General features: G+C 61.2%; 20 protein-coding genes. 17 read left to right on the top strand and 3 right to left on the bottom strand.

Annotated elements, in window-relative coordinates; translation table 11 throughout:
- Window positions 1–102 precede the first annotated feature (102 nt).
- Together BN1724_RS01335 and BN1724_RS01340 are read right to left on the bottom strand one after the other, a co-directional pair.
- A complete protein-coding gene (locus BN1724_RS01335; RefSeq protein WP_231928116.1) occupies window positions 103–921 on the bottom strand; it encodes an ABC transporter permease in 819 nt (272 codons plus the stop codon).
- Window positions 918–2042 carry an ABC transporter ATP-binding protein gene (locus BN1724_RS01340; RefSeq protein WP_084252653.1) on the bottom strand — a complete coding sequence of 375 codons (1125 nt, stop codon included), beginning with the start codon at window positions 2040–2042 and terminating at the stop codon, window positions 918–920. The genes BN1724_RS01335 and BN1724_RS01340 overlap by 4 nt, the downstream gene beginning before the upstream one ends.
- Before the next feature lie 155 nt (window positions 2043–2197).
- On the opposite strand from BN1724_RS01340, the gene BN1724_RS01345 reads away from it, so the two are divergent.
- The 7 genes from BN1724_RS01345 to BN1724_RS01375 all read left to right on the top strand — a co-directional run bounded on the left by BN1724_RS01345 (window position 2198) and on the right by BN1724_RS01375 (window position 7699).
- Window positions 2198–2986, top strand: coding sequence for a helix-turn-helix transcriptional regulator (locus tag BN1724_RS01345; RefSeq protein ID WP_157085707.1), 789 nt, complete (start codon window positions 2198–2200; stop codon window positions 2984–2986).
- The gene (gene sufB, locus BN1724_RS01350) at window positions 2983–4410 is read left to right on the top strand and encodes a Fe-S cluster assembly protein SufB (protein WP_058233915.1); all 1428 of its coding nucleotides are present in this window, start codon (window positions 2983–2985) and stop codon (window positions 4408–4410) included. The genes BN1724_RS01345 and sufB overlap by 4 nt, the downstream gene beginning before the upstream one ends.
- Entirely contained in the window at window positions 4410–5645 is a 1236-nt protein-coding gene (gene sufD, locus BN1724_RS01355) for a Fe-S cluster assembly protein SufD (protein WP_084252654.1), read from the top strand. Before sufB ends, sufD begins: the two co-directional genes overlap by 1 nt.
- Window positions 5645–5989, top strand: coding sequence for a non-heme iron oxygenase ferredoxin subunit (locus BN1724_RS01360; protein ID WP_058233916.1), 345 nt, complete (start codon window positions 5645–5647; stop codon window positions 5987–5989). Before sufD ends, BN1724_RS01360 begins: the two co-directional genes overlap by 1 nt.
- Window positions 5990–6013: 24 nt before the next feature.
- A complete protein-coding gene (sufC, locus tag BN1724_RS01365; RefSeq protein ID WP_058233917.1) occupies window positions 6014–6772 on the top strand; it encodes a Fe-S cluster assembly ATPase SufC in 759 nt (252 codons plus the stop codon).
- A gap of 61 nt (window positions 6773–6833) precedes the next feature.
- Window positions 6834–7259: a metal-sulfur cluster assembly factor gene (locus BN1724_RS13240; RefSeq protein WP_084252655.1), complete on the top strand. Its 426-nt coding sequence runs from the start codon at window positions 6834–6836 to the stop codon at window positions 7257–7259.
- Between the two features lie 11 nt (window positions 7260–7270).
- Window positions 7271–7699, top strand: a complete 429-nt coding sequence (locus tag BN1724_RS01375; protein ID WP_058233918.1) for an HIT family protein — start codon at window positions 7271–7273, stop codon at window positions 7697–7699.
- A gap of 146 nt (window positions 7700–7845) precedes the next feature.
- On the opposite strand, the gene ald is transcribed toward BN1724_RS01375, so the two are convergent.
- Window positions 7846–8964 (bottom strand): alanine dehydrogenase, encoded by a 1119-nt coding sequence (gene ald / locus BN1724_RS01380; protein ID WP_058233919.1) that lies wholly within the window; start codon window positions 8962–8964, stop codon window positions 7846–7848.
- On the opposite strand from ald, the gene BN1724_RS13035 reads away from it, so the two are divergent.
- The 10 genes from BN1724_RS13035 (at window position 8881) to BN1724_RS01425 (ending at window position 16775) form a co-directional block, all read left to right on the top strand.
- A complete protein-coding gene (locus BN1724_RS13035; protein WP_172797047.1) occupies window positions 8881–9057 on the top strand; it encodes a hypothetical protein in 177 nt (58 codons plus the stop codon). The genes ald and BN1724_RS13035 overlap by 84 nt on opposite strands.
- Before the next feature lie 154 nt (window positions 9058–9211).
- Window positions 9212–10816, top strand: a complete 1605-nt coding sequence (locus BN1724_RS01385) for an ABC-F family ATP-binding cassette domain-containing protein (RefSeq protein ID WP_058233920.1) — start codon at window positions 9212–9214, stop codon at window positions 10814–10816.
- A 56-nt stretch (window positions 10817–10872) separates the two neighbouring features.
- Window positions 10873–11640, top strand: a complete 768-nt coding sequence (locus BN1724_RS01390; RefSeq protein ID WP_084252656.1) for a MarR family transcriptional regulator — start codon at window positions 10873–10875, stop codon at window positions 11638–11640.
- The gene (locus BN1724_RS01395) at window positions 11637–12098 is read left to right on the top strand and encodes a hypothetical protein (RefSeq protein ID WP_058233921.1); all 462 of its coding nucleotides are present in this window, start codon (window positions 11637–11639) and stop codon (window positions 12096–12098) included. Before BN1724_RS01390 ends, BN1724_RS01395 begins: the two co-directional genes overlap by 4 nt.
- Window positions 12099–12181: 83 nt before the next feature.
- Window positions 12182–12739, top strand: coding sequence for an elongation factor P (efp, locus tag BN1724_RS01400; protein WP_058233922.1), 558 nt, complete (start codon window positions 12182–12184; stop codon window positions 12737–12739).
- Between the two features lies 1 nt (window position 12740).
- Complete coding sequence (nusB, locus tag BN1724_RS01405) at window positions 12741–13235, top strand: transcription antitermination factor NusB (RefSeq protein WP_231928117.1); 495 nt, start codon at window positions 12741–12743, stop codon at window positions 13233–13235.
- 125 nt (window positions 13236–13360) lie between these two features.
- The gene (gene pyrR / locus BN1724_RS01410) at window positions 13361–13897 is read left to right on the top strand and encodes a bifunctional pyr operon transcriptional regulator/uracil phosphoribosyltransferase PyrR (RefSeq protein WP_058233923.1); all 537 of its coding nucleotides are present in this window, start codon (window positions 13361–13363) and stop codon (window positions 13895–13897) included.
- Window positions 13897–14856 (top strand): aspartate carbamoyltransferase catalytic subunit, encoded by a 960-nt coding sequence (locus BN1724_RS01415; RefSeq protein WP_058233924.1) that lies wholly within the window; start codon window positions 13897–13899, stop codon window positions 14854–14856. Before pyrR ends, BN1724_RS01415 begins: the two co-directional genes overlap by 1 nt.
- Entirely contained in the window at window positions 14853–16211 is a 1359-nt protein-coding gene (locus tag BN1724_RS01420) for a dihydroorotase (RefSeq protein ID WP_231928118.1), read from the top strand. Before BN1724_RS01415 ends, BN1724_RS01420 begins: the two co-directional genes overlap by 4 nt.
- Window positions 16212–16235: 24 nt before the next feature.
- Window positions 16236–16775, top strand: coding sequence for a PH-like domain-containing protein (locus tag BN1724_RS01425; RefSeq protein WP_058233925.1), 540 nt, complete (start codon window positions 16236–16238; stop codon window positions 16773–16775).
- Window positions 16776–16779: the final 4 nt, after the last annotated feature.

The following is a 16779-nucleotide window of genomic DNA, read 5'->3' on the forward strand; positions in this document are numbered from 1 at the left end:
GGGGTGTGGTTGATCAGCTGGTGCCGTCTCAAGGGCGGGGTGTTGTCGATTAGCTGGTGGATACATCGAGGGGACGCGCGATGCCGGGGCTCAGCTGTCCACCTAGGCCGAGGTCCAACGGAATAGCTTCGCCACCAGGCCCGTACCAATAATGGCCCACACCGCGAGGGATAGACAGGCCATAGCGTCGATATGGCCCGAAATGAGCGCTGATCGCATACCGTCACCCAAACCCGCCGATGGTAAAAGGTGCAGGACACCTTGAGCCCAGGATGGGTAGTTATGCAACGGAATCGCGATGCCTCCGAGCGCAACCAAGAGCAAAAACAAGGTATTGGCCAGCGCCAGCACCGCTTCGGTGCGGAGAGTTCCCGCGAGCAGAAGGCCGAGCGAGGTCATCGCCCACGCGCCGAGAATCCACATGGGTACCGCGGCGAGAATGCCTCCGATCTCGGGCCGCCAACCCATAATGAGGGCGAGGACTCCCAGCACCATGAACTGCAAGAGCTGGACCACGATCACAGCCCCGATTTTCCCCAGCAGATAACCGTCGCGTCCCAATGGTGTGGTCGCTACCCAGCGCAATACCCCGGCGCGGCGATCGAATCCGGTGGCGATCGCTTGCGATGTAAACGAGGTGGACAAAATTGCCGTCGCGAACATGGCAGCGGCCGCCGTATTAATAGGGGAAATGCCGTCAAGTCGGCCCACGGGCACAAAGCGGAGCGCACCCAGCAGCATCGCAGGCATGATGATCGCCACCAATAGCTGTTCACCGTTGCTCAGCAAAATCTTGGTTTCAAAGCCGATGTGGGTAAGGACCCGTCGCAAAACGGGAGCGGGCCGCGCCAAGGTGCCGTGAGTAGAGGGTGTAGCTGGTGGCGGGGGCGTCGATGCACGGTGCGGTGAAATGGACGTCACGGCATGTCCTTCGTGTGGGGACGAATGTCTTGAGATTGGTGACGAGTGTCCTGAAAACGGCGCCGGATGTCCTCAGAGGAGCCGTGGGTGTCCTCGGAAGGGCGCCGGATATCCTCAGATGGGCTTCGGGTGCCTGCAGAACGGTTCTGGTCAGCTGACGTCTGCATCTGTTCCGCCAGCGTCGTCCGCTCTGCTGGTGTCTTCTGCTCTGATGACGGTGCCTGTTCTAACGGCGAAGAGCGTTCCGATGGTTCGGAGGCGCGCAGGCTCAAAAGCACGTCCTCAAGGTCGCGCCCATCTCCACCGTCAGAAAGATTCACCGTGATCCGATGACGCTGAGCCAGCTCCTGGAGGTCTTGGCGCAGCGCGTCCGCGTCCTCGGCGCTCACCCCGGTAAAGGATGCGACCAGGCGAGATGTGCCGTCGCCGCGCAGAGCCTGGACGACATCGCGGGGAGTACCGTCGGCGAGAATGCGTCCGCGGTCGATCACCACAATATGGTCCGACAGTGCTTCAGCTTCATCCATGAGATGAGTGGTCAAGACAACCGCGACCCCGTCGGCTTTGAGCTCGCGGATGAGTTCCCAGACAGTTCGACGCACATAGGGGTCCATCCCCGCAGTCGGTTCGTCGAGGAACACCAGCTCAGGACGGCCCAGCAGCGCCAGAGCTAGTGCCAGCCGCTGACGTTGCCCGCCGGACAGTCGCCGCACCATGGTGCGTGCAAAGTCCGTGATACCAAGACGCTCACTGAGTTCGTCGATGGGGCGAGGGCAGGCGTAGTGGCGTGAGGCGTATCGCAGCAGATCGCCAGCCCGTGCCGACGTCATGAGCCCGCCATCTTGCAGCATCACCCCCACCCGCGCCCGGTGGGCGGGCGAGGCGTGCCATGGGTCGGTTCCCAGCGCAAGAACGCGACCGGAATCGGGGCGCACAAGGCCCACCGCACAGGCAATAGCGGTCGACTTTCCCGCGCCGTTGGGGCCAAGCAGCGTGGTGACTTCACCGTGCCGGGCGGTGAGGTCAATTCCTGCTGCTGCATGCGCTGGACCGTAGGACTTGACCAAGCCCTGAATAGTCAATGCGATGTGCGGGGCGACTTCTTTGTTCTGATTCGTCATCTCGTGGCACATCGTAGACGCCGAGGGCCGCATCGGGCGAGATAGACCCGGCAGCGGCGTCCACTTTCATAATTCCAAAACACTGATGTCGTAAAATCGTCTGCAGCCGATGGTCGGCTTCGATCTGATCGGCATAAAACGCGGAGGGAGGTGTGATGACGGACTGTCGCAACCACTCACCAGCAACGGCATCCGACACCTGCGAGGGCGTCGAGAACCCTGCCGGGACAGCTACCGAGGCGACGAGGAATCGTCTCGTCGAAGAAATCTCACGATCCGGACCGGTGACTGCAACCACACTGGCAAAGACCTTTGGTCTGACCGCCGCGGGCGTGCGCCGACACCTGATTGCGCTAGAAGCTGACGGACTCATCACCCAGCGCAACATATCCTCAGGTAAACGGGGGCGGGGTCGTCCGAGTAAAGCCTTCGTGCTGACCGAGAAGGCACACTCGGATCTCGGCTCCGAGTACGATGCTCTGGCCGCCCTAGCGATTGAACATCTCGAACGACTTGGCGGTCGAGAAGCCATTGCCCAGCTCGCGGAACATCGAGTTGATCCATGGCAGCGGGAATACGAAACCAGACTGGAGAACTATTCCCGCGACCACGACGGATCCAGGCCCAGCCCTAAACAGCGGGTGGAGATCCTCGCGGATCTCTTATCGGCCCGGGGCTACGCGGGCTCGGTCAGACCCGTGACCGTCCGCGTTGCTGCTCCCGACGGTGAGCAGCGCACTATGCGGACCCTGGCAACCGCACAACTGTGTCAGGGGCATTGCCCGGTTCAGGATATTGCGACGCGACATCCCGAACTGTGCGATGTGGAAACCGAAGCTATTTCCCGAATGTTGGGAGTCCCTGTGCAGAGGCTCGCCACACTCGCGAAGGGTGCACACGCATGCACCACGCACATTCCGCTTACGGAGGGAAGGACACCATGACGAGCGCACCAGAGCAGCTCAGCCAGGACGAGATCATCTCGTCCATTGGCTCGTACGCCTATGGCTGGCACGATTCGGATGTCGCCGGGGCGTCGGCCCGCCGGGGGCTGAACGAAGACGTTGTCCGCGATATTTCGCGGCGCAAGAACGAACCTGAATGGATGCTTAAGCGTCGCCTGAAGGCGCTGCGCCTGTTTGAGAAAAAACCGATGCCGACCTGGGGTCCTGACCTGAGCGGCATCGACTTCGACACGATTAAATACTTCGTACGGTCCACCGAGAAACAGGCCACTACCTGGGAGGAACTGCCGGAGGACATCCGTGAAACTTACGACCGGCTGGGCATCCCCGAAGCGGAGAAGCAGCGGCTGGTGGCTGGGGTGGCTGCCCAGTATGAGTCCGAGGTGGTCTACCACCAGATTCGCGAAGACCTTGAAAAACAGGGCGTGATCTTCCTCGATACCGACACCGGTCTGCGCGAATATCCGGAACTGTTCGAGGAATACTTCGGCACGGTGATCCCCAGCGGCGACAACAAGTTTGCAGCTCTAAACACGGCGGTATGGTCTGGCGGATCGTTTGTGTACGTGCCCAAAGGGGTTCATGTCGAAATCCCGCTTCAGGCCTACTTCCGTATCAATACCGAGAACATGGGCCAGTTCGAGCGCACGCTGATCATCGCCGACGAAGGTTCCTATGTGCACTACGTCGAGGGATGCACCGCGCCGATCTACAAGTCGGACTCGCTGCACTCCGCCGTCGTGGAAATTGTGGTGAAAAAGGATGCCCGCGTGCGCTACACCACGATCCAAAACTGGTCGAATAACGTGTACAACCTGGTCACCAAGCGCACCACGGTTGAAGCAGGCGGCACCATGGAATGGGTCGATGGCAACATCGGCTCCAAGGTCACCATGAAATACCCGGCTGTGTGGCTGATGGGCGAACACGCCCGCGGTGAAACGCTGTCCATTGCTTTTGCGGGTGAGGGACAACATCAGGACACCGGCTCCAAGATGGTGCACATGGCGCCGCACACCTCCAGCTCCATCGTCTCCAAGTCTGTATCTCGTGGCGGTGGGCGATCCTCCTATCGAGGACTGGTGCAGGTGCATGAAGGTGCTCACCACGCCGCATCCAACGTTTTATGCGACGCACTGCTGGTGGACACCCAATCCCGTACCGACACCTACCCCTACGTCGACGTTCGGGTAGATGACGTCCAGATGGGCCACGAGGCCACCGTCTCCAAAGTCTCCGAAGAACAGCTGTTCTATCTGATGAGCCGCGGCTTAGAAGAGACCGAGGCCATGGCCATGATCGTGCGTGGCTTCATCGAACCCATTGCGCGTGAACTCCCCATGGAATACGCGCTGGAACTGAACCGACTGATCGAACTGCAGATGGAAGGAGCAGTCGGCTGATGGCGTCGACCGACACAAAGCTCAGCGAGGGACTGGATCCCGATATGGCACCGGCAACTGACCACTCGCGCGCTGTCGCCGAGCCGGAAGGGCTCACCATGAATGCGGCCCCAGAGGCATCCCGCGCCTCCCGGCTGCGCTCCGCGACCGTGGCCGACCACGCCATTCCCACGGGCCGTGAGGAAGAGTGGCGGTTTGCGCCGTTGAAAGACCTTGCGCCCTTGTTCGAGGATGTTGCAGACGACCCCGACGCATTGCGCTACACCGTCAGCGGTCACGACGAGGCTGTGCTACCGGTACGCACCCTTGCCCCGGGCCAATCGCCGCGAGGCTCAGCGCTGCTGCCGGAAGACCGGGTCGCTGCCATCGCAATGAACCGTACCCAGGACGCGCTATACCTCTGCGCACCTCGAAACACCGAGGTCCACGAGCCTGTTCGGGTCAACCTGGTGGGCGAAGGTGCCGGGCGCATCGCCCACGGACATGTGGTGCTGGAAACCCACGAAGGGGCCCAAGCCACTTTTGTTCTCAACCACACCGGAAGCGCAGTCTATGCGCAGAACCTCGAAATGATCGTGGGCGATAACTCGTCGATGACGGTCATCTCGGTGCAAGAGTGGGACGACGACGCGGTGCATGTTTCCGCCCACGTGGCGCGCATCGGTCGCGATGCCCGGCTCAAACACATCGTGGTGACACTCGGTGGGCGCGCTGTCCGCGTCAATTCCGAAGTCGATTTCACCGCCCCGGGTGGCGAAGCTGAGCAGATTGGCCTGTACTTCTCCGACGAAGGTCAGCACCTCGAGCATCGCCTTTTCGTCGACCACGCGGCCCCTCAGTGCACCAGCAATGTCACCTATAAGGGGGCCTTGCAAGGTCAGGGAGCACGCTCGGTGTGGGTCGGCGACGTGCTGATCCGCAACGCGGCCGAAGGAACCAACACCTACGAACTCAATCGCAACCTGGTGCTCACCGAAGGGGCTCGCGCGGATTCTGTGCCGAACCTCGAAATTGAAACCGGCGAGATCGAGGGTGCCGGACACGCTTCGGCGACCGGACGTTTCGACGACGAGCAGCTGTTTTATCTGCGCGCCCGCGGCATCCCCGAAATTGAGGCTCGACGCCTGGTGGTGCGCGGATTCTTCGCGGACCTCATCCAGCAGATTGAGATCGCCGAAGTGCGCGAGCACCTGACCGACGCCATTGAGCGTGAGCTTGCGCGGAGCATGAACTGATGTCGGAGCAGTCCCGTTTCGTAAAGGTCGCCCACACAGGCGATCTCGGCCCCGGCGAAGTCATCGGGGTTGAGATCGATGGCGTGGATGTAGCGCTCGCACGTGATGACAGTGGTGAGATCCACGCCATCGGAGATATCTGCTCCCACGAGCGGGTGAATCTATCTGATGGCGAGGTTGAAGGGTGCTTCCTCGAATGCTGGAAGCACGGAAGCCAATTCGACCTTCGCACCGGTGCGCCCCAGCAATTGCCCGCGACGAAACCTGTTCCTGTTTACCCCGTTCACTGCGATGCGGAGACCGGCGCGATTAGCGTGTGTGTCACCGCCGCCCAGACCGTCTGACCCATCCGAAGGAGACCATCCACTATGTCGATCCTTGAGATCCGCGACCTCCACGCGTCCGTTGAGACATCTGAAGGCACCAAAGAAATCCTGAAAGGTGTCAATTTAACAATTCGTTCGGGGGAGACCCACGCCATTATGGGACCGAACGGTTCGGGCAAGTCTACCCTCGCCTACTCCATTTCAGGGCACCCGAAGTACGAGATTACCTCCGGAACGGTTTTGCTTGACGGCGAAGACGTGCTGGAAATGGAAGTTGACGAGCGGGCACGCGCAGGTCTTTTCCTCGCCATGCAGTACCCCGTGGAAGTGCCCGGCGTGACCGTGTCGAACTTCCTGCGCACCGCGAAAACTGCGGTTGCGGGCGATCCGCCGCCGCTGCGCACCTGGATCAAAGACGTGAAGCAGGCGATGGAAAACCTGCGCATGGATCCGACCTTCGCCGAGCGCAATGTGAACGAAGGCTTTTCAGGGGGCGAGAAGAAGCGCCACGAAATCCTCCAGATGGAACTGCTCAAGCCGAAGATCGCGATTCTCGATGAGACCGACTCCGGTCTGGACGTGGACGCACTGCGGATCGTATCCGAAGGCGTAAACCGCGCCAAAGCTGAAACCGGGGTTGGCGTCATGCTGATTACCCACTACACCCGAATCCTCAACTACATTAAGCCCGACTTTGTGCACGTGTTCGTGAACGGACGGGTGGCTGAAGAAGGCGGTCCGGAACTCGCCGAACGTCTGGAAGCCGAAGGATACGACCGGTTTTTGGCGGCGGCAAAATAATCACGGCGGATAGTCACTGCGGCACCGGTCGCAATATCGACGTCAACGGAAGAAGAATGCGATGAGCCAGGACACCACGAGCGAGGAGACCACCCTCACTCCCTCCCCGGGAGATCCGGACCACGTAGCCCCTGCACCAGCGGCGCAACCTGAATCAGCTGAGGGCGCAGCGCAGCCTACTGCCGTCACCGAGGACCAGATTATTGAGGCGATGAAAGATGTCATCGACCCCGAACTCGGCATTAATGTCGTCGATCTCGGTCTGGTCTACGGAGTAAGTGTTGACGGTGGCGAGGCCGTTGTCGACATGACCCTGACTTCTGCAGCCTGCCCTCTGACCGATGTTCTCGAAGAGCAGACGTTTATGGCGCTCGATCCCATCACCACCTCCCACCGCATCAACTGGGTCTGGATGCCGCCGTGGGGCATGGAGATGATTACGGATGATGGCCGCGAGCAGCTGCGCGCCATCGGCTTTAATCTCTAGGGAGAGACTGAATGTCCACACTGTTTACGAAGATTATTGAGGGCGAGATCCCGGGCCGCATCGTCTGGGAGGACGATGCGGTCGTCGGTTTTCTCGATGCCTTTCCGCAAACGTATGGGCATGCCCTGGTGGTGCCGCGCGAGGAAATCGACCTGTGGACTGATCTGTCGCCGGAGTTATCTGCACATGTGTTCGAGGTGGCGCGCACGATCGGACGTGCTCAGCTCGCGGCATTCGAGGCGGATCGTGTGGGAGTGATCGTGCAGGGATATCTGGTTCCGCATGCGCACGTCCATGTCTTCCCCACCACGTCCGCCGCGGATTTCGATCCGGCGCGCCAGATGAAAGACCCGGATCCGAAGGCTATGGATGAGGCTGCCGCGTCCTTGCGCAGGGCGCTCATCGACGCAGGATACGAACAGTTTGTTCCTGCCCACTGACGGGGCAAAGTTAAGTGAATCGGCCTATGCCGTTTCGCCCTGCCATACATTCGCTCTGGCCGCGTGAGGCCAGGATCTTACAGCTGAGACCAGGGGGCTGCACGTCGCATGAGCGTGCAGCACCCTGCTGCTTCCTGTGAGCGCTGTTAGCTGCGTAGAACGCTATCGATGCTGACAGATGGATAGCCGTGTGCTGTCGCCACCGAGGCGTGGGTGAGCTGACCATTGTGGGCGGTGAGCCCTTGCGCCAACCAGCGATCTGTTTGCATCGCGACTCTCCAACCATCGTCGGCGAGCCGTAATACGTAGGGCAAAGTGGCGTTGGTTAGAGCAACGGTGCTGGTGACTGGGACCGATCCGGGCATATTGGCCACGCAGTAGAAGCGGGTGTTGTGGACGTCGAATACCGGATCATCGTGCGTGGTGGGACGAGAGTGCTCAAAGCATCCGCCCTGGTCGATGGCGACGTCCACCAGCACCGATCCTGGTTTCATCGAGCGGATCATGTCGTCTGTCACCAGTTTCGGAGCTTTAGCGCCGGGAATAAGCACGGATCCGATTACGACATCGGAGGTGGCCACCTGTTCGGCGAGATCTAGACGCGTTGAGTACCGGGTCAAAATGGCGCCGTTGTGCACCGTCGCGATCTGCGAGAGCCGGGCTAGATTCACATCCATGACGGTGACCGATGCGTGCAATCCTGCGGCCATCATCGCTGCTTGCTCGCCGACTACCCCGCCACCAATCACTAACACCTTAGCTTCGGAGGTTCCGGGGACTCCGCCCATAAGGATGCCTGCCCCGCCCAGCGGCGCCATCAAATGATAGGCGGCAACCTGAGTCGCCAGGCGCCCTGCGATAGCACTCATGGGGGCGAGCAGGGGCAAGCTGCCGTCAGGAAGCCGAACCGTCTCGTAGGCGATGGCGGTCGTGCCTGAAGACAGCACCGCATCAGTGCAGTCCCGGGAGGCCGCAAGGTGCAGGTAGGTAAACAGCACCTGATCCGCACGCATTCTCGCGTATTCCTCGCCCACCGGTTCTTTCACTTTGACAATCATGTCCGCGCGCTCCCACACCTCTCCGGCGTTCGGTGCGATCTCGGCACCAGCTACCCGATAGGCATCATCGCTGATCCCGGCACCGAGCCCGGCTTGGGTTTCCACGAGGATACTGTGCCCGCGGTGGACGAGCTCGTGGATGCCGGCTGGGGTGAGTCCGACGCGGTATTCGTGGTTTTTGATCTCGCGGGGTACGCCGATCAACATGGCCCGGTTCCTCCTTTGGAAGGTCTCCGCCCGAATACACCGGAAGTGGATGGTGGTATCCAAGCGGTGATCGGCGTCCTCACCGATCTATGACCATTGGAACACATGTGCTTGAGGGCACACTGTAGGCCCCGGACGAGGCTGCGGTGCGGGATTAGACTCCCCGAGGATGAGATTGCTCTGATTGCTGAGCCCCGCCCGTCGCCTGGCGAATCAGGTTTCCCGATTACCGAAGGAGAACACACGCATGCTCACCGTGAAAGATCTTGAGATCAGGGTGGGGGCGCGCCTGCTGATGGAGCATGTGTCCTTCCAGGTGGCGCCGGGGGATCGGGTGGGGTTGGTCGGTCGCAATGGGGCCGGTAAAACGACAATGACGAAGATTCTGGCCGGTTTTGGTCAGCCTACGTCTGGCACGGTGGATCGCGTTGGTGACATCGGCTATTTGCCGCAGGATACGCATGCGGATAATCCCACCCAGAGTGTGATCGCCCGGATCCTTTCGGCTCGGGACTTGGATTCGATTTATAGCCGGTTGCGTCGGGCTGAGCAGGAAATGGCTGACGAATCGCTATCTGATGCTCGTCGGGAAAAGGCTATGAAGCGTTATGCGCGCCTCGATGATGATTTGCATGCTCGCGGCGGCTATGCGGCTGAGGGCGAGGCGAAGCGGCTGGCCGCCAATCTCGGCATTGAACAGCGCTTGCTCGGTCAAGAGTTGCACACCCTATCTGGCGGGCAGCGTCGGCGCGTGGAATTGGCACGGATTTTGTTTTCTGAGGCGTCCACGATGCTGCTGGACGAGCCGACGAACCACTTGGATGCGGATTCGGTGCAGTGGCTACGCGAGTATTTGATGTCTTACCAGGGTGGCCTGATCGTGATTTCCCACGATGTGCAGCTGGTCGACAAGGTTGTGAACAAGGTGTTCTACCTGGACGCGAACCGAGCATGCCTGGATGTGTACAACATGGGGTGGAAGAACTACCTGCGCCAGCGGGAGGACGATGAGAAACGGAGAAAGCGGGAGCGGGTCAACGCTGAAAAGAAAGCGTCGGCTCTGACCGCGCAAGCGGAAAAGATGCGTGCCAAAGCGACCAAAGCGGTTGCGGCGCAGAATATGCTGCGGCGGGCAGAGCGGATGCTGGATGGGATTGAAGGGGAACGTCAGGTTGATCGGGTGGCGAATCTGCGTTTCCCCAAGCCTGCGCCGTGCGGGAAGACTCCTTTAATGGCTGAAGGACTCAGCAAGTCCTATGGCAGTTTGGAAATCTTTACCGATGTCGATCTGGCTATTGACCGGGGGAGCCGGGTGGTAATCCTCGGTTTGAATGGTGCGGGTAAGACGACGCTGCTGCGCATTTTGGCGGGGGTGTCGGTGCCGGATACCGGTGAGGTGGTTCCCGGTCACGGGCTGAAGGTCGGGTATTACGCGCAGGAGCATGACACCCTCGACGGTGATGCGACGGTGCTTGAGAATATGCAGCATGCGGCAGAGGATTTACCGGAAGTTGAGTGCCGGAAAATCCTCGGTTCGTTTCTATTTACCGGGGATGATGTACATAAACCGGCCCGGGTTTTATCGGGTGGGGAGAAAACGCGGTTGGCGCTGGCCACGCTGGTGGTCTCCAGTGCGAACGTGCTGCTGCTGGACGAGCCGACCAATAACCTCGATCCGGCGAGCCGTGAGGAGATTCTGGGGGCGCTCGGGGCGTTTGAAGGGGCGGTGGTGTTGGTGTCTCACGATCCCGGCGCGGTTCAGGCCTTGGCTCCGGAGCGGGTTTTGCTGATGCCGGATGCCGTGGAGGATCTGTGGAACAGCTCGTATGAGGATCTCATCCAGCTTGCATAACAGCTAAAAAAAGCGATATCTAACGTGTCAGTTAAAAAACGCTGTATGATGGCGCTGTGTTCGTACTCACCATCGACCAACAAGGGTCACGACGCGGAATTGATCGAGTCCCAGAACTCCTTGACGCGCTGAACTGTTTGCCGCTGCGCTGCGCCGCCGAACGAACCGCCGGCGACGAAGTCCAATGCCTGGCTGACCGTCCTCAGGTGGCCCTCGATGCCGCCCTGATCGCACTCGAAGACGGGCCCTGGAGCGTCGGAGTTGGAGTGGGGCCAATTGAGACCCCGCTGCCACGGTCCGTGCGCGCCGGCCGTGGAGATGCATTTATTGCGGCACGCGACGCTGTGGAACGCGCTCGCCGCACCAGCTCCGTACCCATTACAGTGTGCTGCGCCGACACGCGCCAGCGCGAAACCGCCGACGAACTACAAGCCGTGCTGCGCCTGATCGGATGGGTAATCCGCACCCGCAACACCGGTCAGTGGCGCGTCGTCCACGAACTGCGACGGCAACCCGACGCAACCCAGCAGGACATCGCGCACCGCCTCGGCATCACCCAGCAGACCGTCTCGCGTGCACTAAAAACCAGCGGATGGCGCGAAGAAATCGCCGCCTATCCATTAGCGCTCAGACTGCTCTCCATGCTTGACCTGACCTCAGCGCACGTCCGCCGCCCAGAAGCGCAGGCACGCTCAGGTGCGAAATTGCCGTCGAGCCTCGGACTGTCATCCAGCACGCCACCGCGTCGAAGTCCCGGGGCGACCCGTGCCGCGGCCACCCCGCTGCCCGCGCCCCCTCCGGTGAGCTCGGTGGTGACACCATGACCGACCTGTCCCTGCCCGCAACCCTTCCGATCATCGTGACCTGGCTCGCCACCATTGTGGTGGCGAGCCTTGGAGGCTGGCCCGTCACCACCGGGGTACTCAAACTGGCCCGCATTCCCCGCAAACTCACCAGCACGCCGGTGCGCGGGACCGTGCTGCTCGCGGCACCAAAGAAACCAGATGAGACCAGCTACACGATCGGATCCCAACCGCACGAGATGCTGCGCGGCGGCCTGTGGATCGGACTGCTGGAACGAGCAGGTATCGCCCTGTGCATTCTGGGGGAAACCCCCGAACTGATAGCGGTGGTTGTCGCTCTCAAAGGGCTCGGCCGGTACCCGGAACTCAAAGGCAACAGCGGTGCCGGTGAGCGATTCCTGGTGGGCTCATTCGCATCATTTCTTTGGGCAGCAGTCATCGCTGTCATCGGACGGTTCGCGATTCTGCTCACGCTGTGAGCCGTGCCCCGGCAGTTCTCGCGGCCAGCTCTCGCGCAGAGGGTATCGTAGAAGCGCTCATCCACCACACTACGAGGAGACCCATGGCGACGACGAACGATCTGAAGAACGGTATGGTCCTTAACCTTGAGGGCCAGCTGTGGAGCGTGGTGGAGTTCCAGCACGTCAAGCCCGGTAAAGGACCGGCTTTCGTGCGCACTAAACTCAAAAACGTGCTGTCGGGCAAAGTTGTTGACAAGACTTTTAACGCCGGGATCAAAGTCGAGACTGCGAATGTCGACAAGCGCGATATGCAGTACTCCTACATGGACGGTGACATGTTCGTCTTCATGGACACCACAACGTGGGAGCAGCTGAACGTCACCGCCGAGGTTGTCGGCGATGCAAAAGACTTCATGCTCGAGGGACAGGATGTGATCGTCGCCCTGCACGACGACAACCCCCTGTATGTCGAACTGCCCGCCTCGGTGGTCTTGGAAATTAGCTTCACCGAACCCGGTCTGCAAGGCGACCGTTCCTCCGGAGGCACCAAGCCCGCAACCCTAGAGACCGGCCGGGAAATCCAGGTGCCACTGTTCCTGGAACAGGGTGTCAAAGTGAAGGTCGACACCCGCTCGGGCGAATACCTAGGGCGCGCCTGAGGTGAACCTGCCCCTGCCTCGCCGGGACGGTGCGGAGGTTGAATTCCTGCGCACCGTCCCCGCCGATACCAAACGCCTGTCGACCCGCACTCGCGCTCGCATCCGAGCTCTGGATGTCCTCTACGAGGCGGATCTGCGTGGCGTCGACGAACTCGAACTACTTGCCGAACGACGCAAGGTGACGACCGCTCAGACGCCGGTTCCCGAATTCGCTGCCGAGCTCGTGCGTTTGCATGCGATGCACGCCGCGGAAATTGACGAGCACATTGCCACCCATGCCGAAGGCTGGACACTCGCGCGGATGCCCGCCGTTGATCGGGCCATTTTGCGACTCGGTGCCGCGGAACTTCTGCACGGCACCGAGGAAGATAAGCAAGGCGTCGTGCTCGGAGAGTACGTTAATATCGCCACGGAGCTGTCCACGGATGACTCTCCTCGTTTCGTCAACGCGCTGCTTCAGCGTATTGTCGACCTAGGCGGTCTGCTCGGATCATGAGCTCGCCGGGGCCTCGGCCTAAGCCGAGGCCACAGCAATAACTGAATCACCCACAACTGAATATTGTTCACATCGAAAACAACCCTTTAACGAAGCGTCCCGTGAGGCGCAGAAGGGAGGACATGATGACAACTGTGCTCAGAGCTGATGACATTCAGCGCGCACTGACCCGGATCTCCTACGAGATCCTTGAAGCGAACCGAGGAGGCGATGACCTCGTCCTCCTCGGGATTCACAGCCGAGGCGTTCCCCTCGCACAGCGGATTGCAGAAAAGATCGAGGCGCCCTGCGGTGCCCTCGACATCACCATGCACCGCGATGATCTGCGGCGTGGCCCCACTCGCGAGATCCACCCCACCGAGATTCCCGCTAGCGGAATCGACGGAAAAGTCGTCGTCCTGGTGGATGATGTCTTGTATTCCGGTCGCACGATCCGCGCCGCCCTCGATGCACTCTCTGATATCGGGCGGCCCCGAGCCGTGCGCCTAGCGGTACTCGTGGATCGAGGCCATCGCGAACTGCCGATCCGCGCCGATCACGTCGGCAAAAACCTTCCCACCTCCAGCGGTGAACGCGTATCCGTCCGCCTGCAGGAATTCGATGGTGAAGACTGCGTCACGATCTCCCGGCCCAGTGCCGCTGACGATGAGGCAGGTGCGTGATGAAACACTTAATCAGCGCCGGCGACCTCGACCGTCAGCAAGCAATCTCCATCCTCGACACCGCCGAAGAGATGGCTGCGACCCAGTCGCGATCCATCCGCAAATTACCGGCGCTAGTGGGACGCACCGTCGTCAACCTCTTCTTTGAAGACTCCACCCGGACCCGGATCAGCTTTGAGGCAGCTGCCAAGAGGCTGTCGGCGGATGTCATTAACTTCTCCGCCAAAGGCTCATCCGTCTCCAAGGGCGAATCGCTGAAAGACACGGCATTGACGCTGGAAGCGATGGGCGCTGATGCGGTAGTCGTCCGCTCCTACGCCTCAGGTGCGGCATATCAGCTCGCCCATGCGGGATGGATCGACCATCCCATCGTGAATGCGGGCGATGGCACCCACCAGCATCCCACCCAGGCCTTACTGGACGCGTTCACCTTGCGTCGGCACATGAACCCGGCAGGGGAGTCAAAAGGTAAGGACCTCTCCGGGCGTCACGTCGTGATCGTCGGTGACGTGCTGCATTCGCGCGTTGCCCGCTCCAACGTGGACCTGATGACCACGCTCGGCGCCAAAGTCACCCTGGTAGCCCCGCCCGCGCTGGTTCCGGTCGGTGCCAGCGTGTGGCCCTGCGACATCTCCTATGACCTCGACGAAGCGCTGGTTAGCGGACCAGACGCGGTCATGATGCTGCGCGTGCAGCGAGAACGCATGGCAGGCGGCGGATTCTTCCCGTCTGCAGCCGAATACTCCCGGCGTTACGGCCTAGATCAGGCCCGCTGCGACCGATTGCCTGATCACGCCGTGGTCATGCACCCGGGACCGATGAACCGCGGTCTCGAAATTAGCGCCGATGCCGCCGACGGCCCGCGCAGTGTGATTGTGGAACAGGTTGCGAGCGGCGTGGTGGTTCGCATGGCTGTCCTCTATCACCTTCTCGCTAGCGATACCCGGGAGGACTCATGAACACCAGCATGCCCAGCTATCTCATCCGCGGTGGACGCCTGTACGGCGAGGATGTCCTGGACCTCAGGGTCCGGGGTGCTCAGATCGCCGAGATCGGGCCTGAGCTGACTCCTGATCACAACGACCAGGTCATCGACGCCAACGGTTGCGTGGTGCTCCCCGGGCTCGTCGACCTGCACACGCATTTGCGTGAGCCGGGCGGCGAAGACAGCGAAACAGTGCTGACCGGTACCAAAGCCGCAGCTCGGGGTGGTTTCACCGCGGTGCACGCAATGGCAAACACCCATCCCGTGGCCGACACCGCAGGCGTGGTGGAACAGGTGCTTCGGCTCGGACTGGACGCGGGATATTGCCAGGTTTTCCCCATTGGTGCGGTCACGGTGGGGCTGCGCGGTGAAAAACTCGCGGAACTGGATGCCATGGCCACCTCGCGAGCCCGGGTGCGCGTGTTCAGCGATGACGGCAAATGCGTGCACGACCCGCTGCTCATGCGCCGCGCCCTGGAATACGTCAAGACGTGCGGCGGCGTCATCGCTCAACATGCCCAGGATCCGCTGCTCACCGACGGCGCCCAAATGCATGAGGGTGTGGTGTCGGCGCAGGTCGGTCTCACCGGTTGGCCTGCTGTGGCTGAAGAGTCGATTATCGCCCGCGACGTTCTGCTGGCCGAGCACGTCGGCTCCCGGCTGCACGTGTGCCACCTGTCCACGGCTGGAAGCGTTGAGATTATTCGATGGGCCAAGTCTCGCGGAATTAATGTGACCGCAGAAGTGACTCCGCATCACCTGTTGCTCACCGATGATCTGGTGCGGGAGTACAACGCTAACTTCAAAGTGAATCCGCCGCTGCGTACCGCCGAGGATGTTCAGGCGGTGCGGGAAGGATTGGCCGACGGCACCATCGACATCGTCGCCACCGACCACGCGCCCCATCCGCGTGAAAACAAAGACTGCGAATGGGTACATGCCGCGTTCGGAATGACCGGGCTGGAAACAGCTCTGTCCGTGGTGCAGCACACCATGGTCGACTCCGGTCGACTGAGCTGGCGAGACGTCGCACGGGTGATGTCGGAAACCCCGGCGGCTATCGGACTGGACGAAGGGCAGGGCCGTCCGCTGGAGGTTGGCGAGATCGCCAACGTTCTGGTGTGGGATCCGCAGGTCACGACCACGGTTAACCCCGCCGAGCAGGCGACCCGGTCGCGCAACACCCCGTTCGCGGGGATGGAACTGCCTGGCCGCAACGTGCTGACCCTGTTCCGGGGCCGTGCCACCGTCCGGGATGGTCAGGTCGTCGAAGGCGTGGACCAGCGGCCCGCCACTGAAAATCCGGGCCTGAGCCCGGAAAACGAGTAGTCGAATACGACAGAAGGAATAGGTATGAGTCCATTCGTGGCCCCCATCGCGCTGCTATGTGTTGTTCTGGGAGTGATCCTCGGCGCGATGGCCCGCGGATGGTATGCCCGGGGGGTCCGGCAGAGAGATCTGCCGGCCCCACCGGACCAGTCCCTCAGCCAGGTTGAGGCCGGCCCCTATCCGGCGATTTATGTCTCCAGCACGACCGCGGGTAAGCCCTTAGAGCGGATCGTTGCACACGGACTCGGTTCCAGATCACGAGCAGACATCAGCCTGGGCCTTTTAGAGGATGGTCACAAAGCGGTGCGGATTGACCGCTACGGTGCGCCGTCGCTGACCATCCCCATGGGGCAGCTACAGGCCGTCGGTAGCGCCCAAGGTATTGCCGGTAAAGCAGTGGGACCTCAGGGGCTCTTCCTGCTCACCTGGAACCTTGGACCTCATACACTCGACTCGGGCCTGCGACTTCAGCATCGGGCAGACCATCGTGCTCTGCTAGCCCATCCCTGGCTGATACATCTGGCGGTCGATCAGCTACCCGAATCCCCGGCTCACGAGGAGTGACCCT

Source organism: Devriesea agamarum (assembly GCF_900070355.1).
Taxonomy (GTDB): Bacteria; Actinomycetota; Actinomycetes; order Actinomycetales; family Dermabacteraceae; genus Devriesea; species Devriesea agamarum.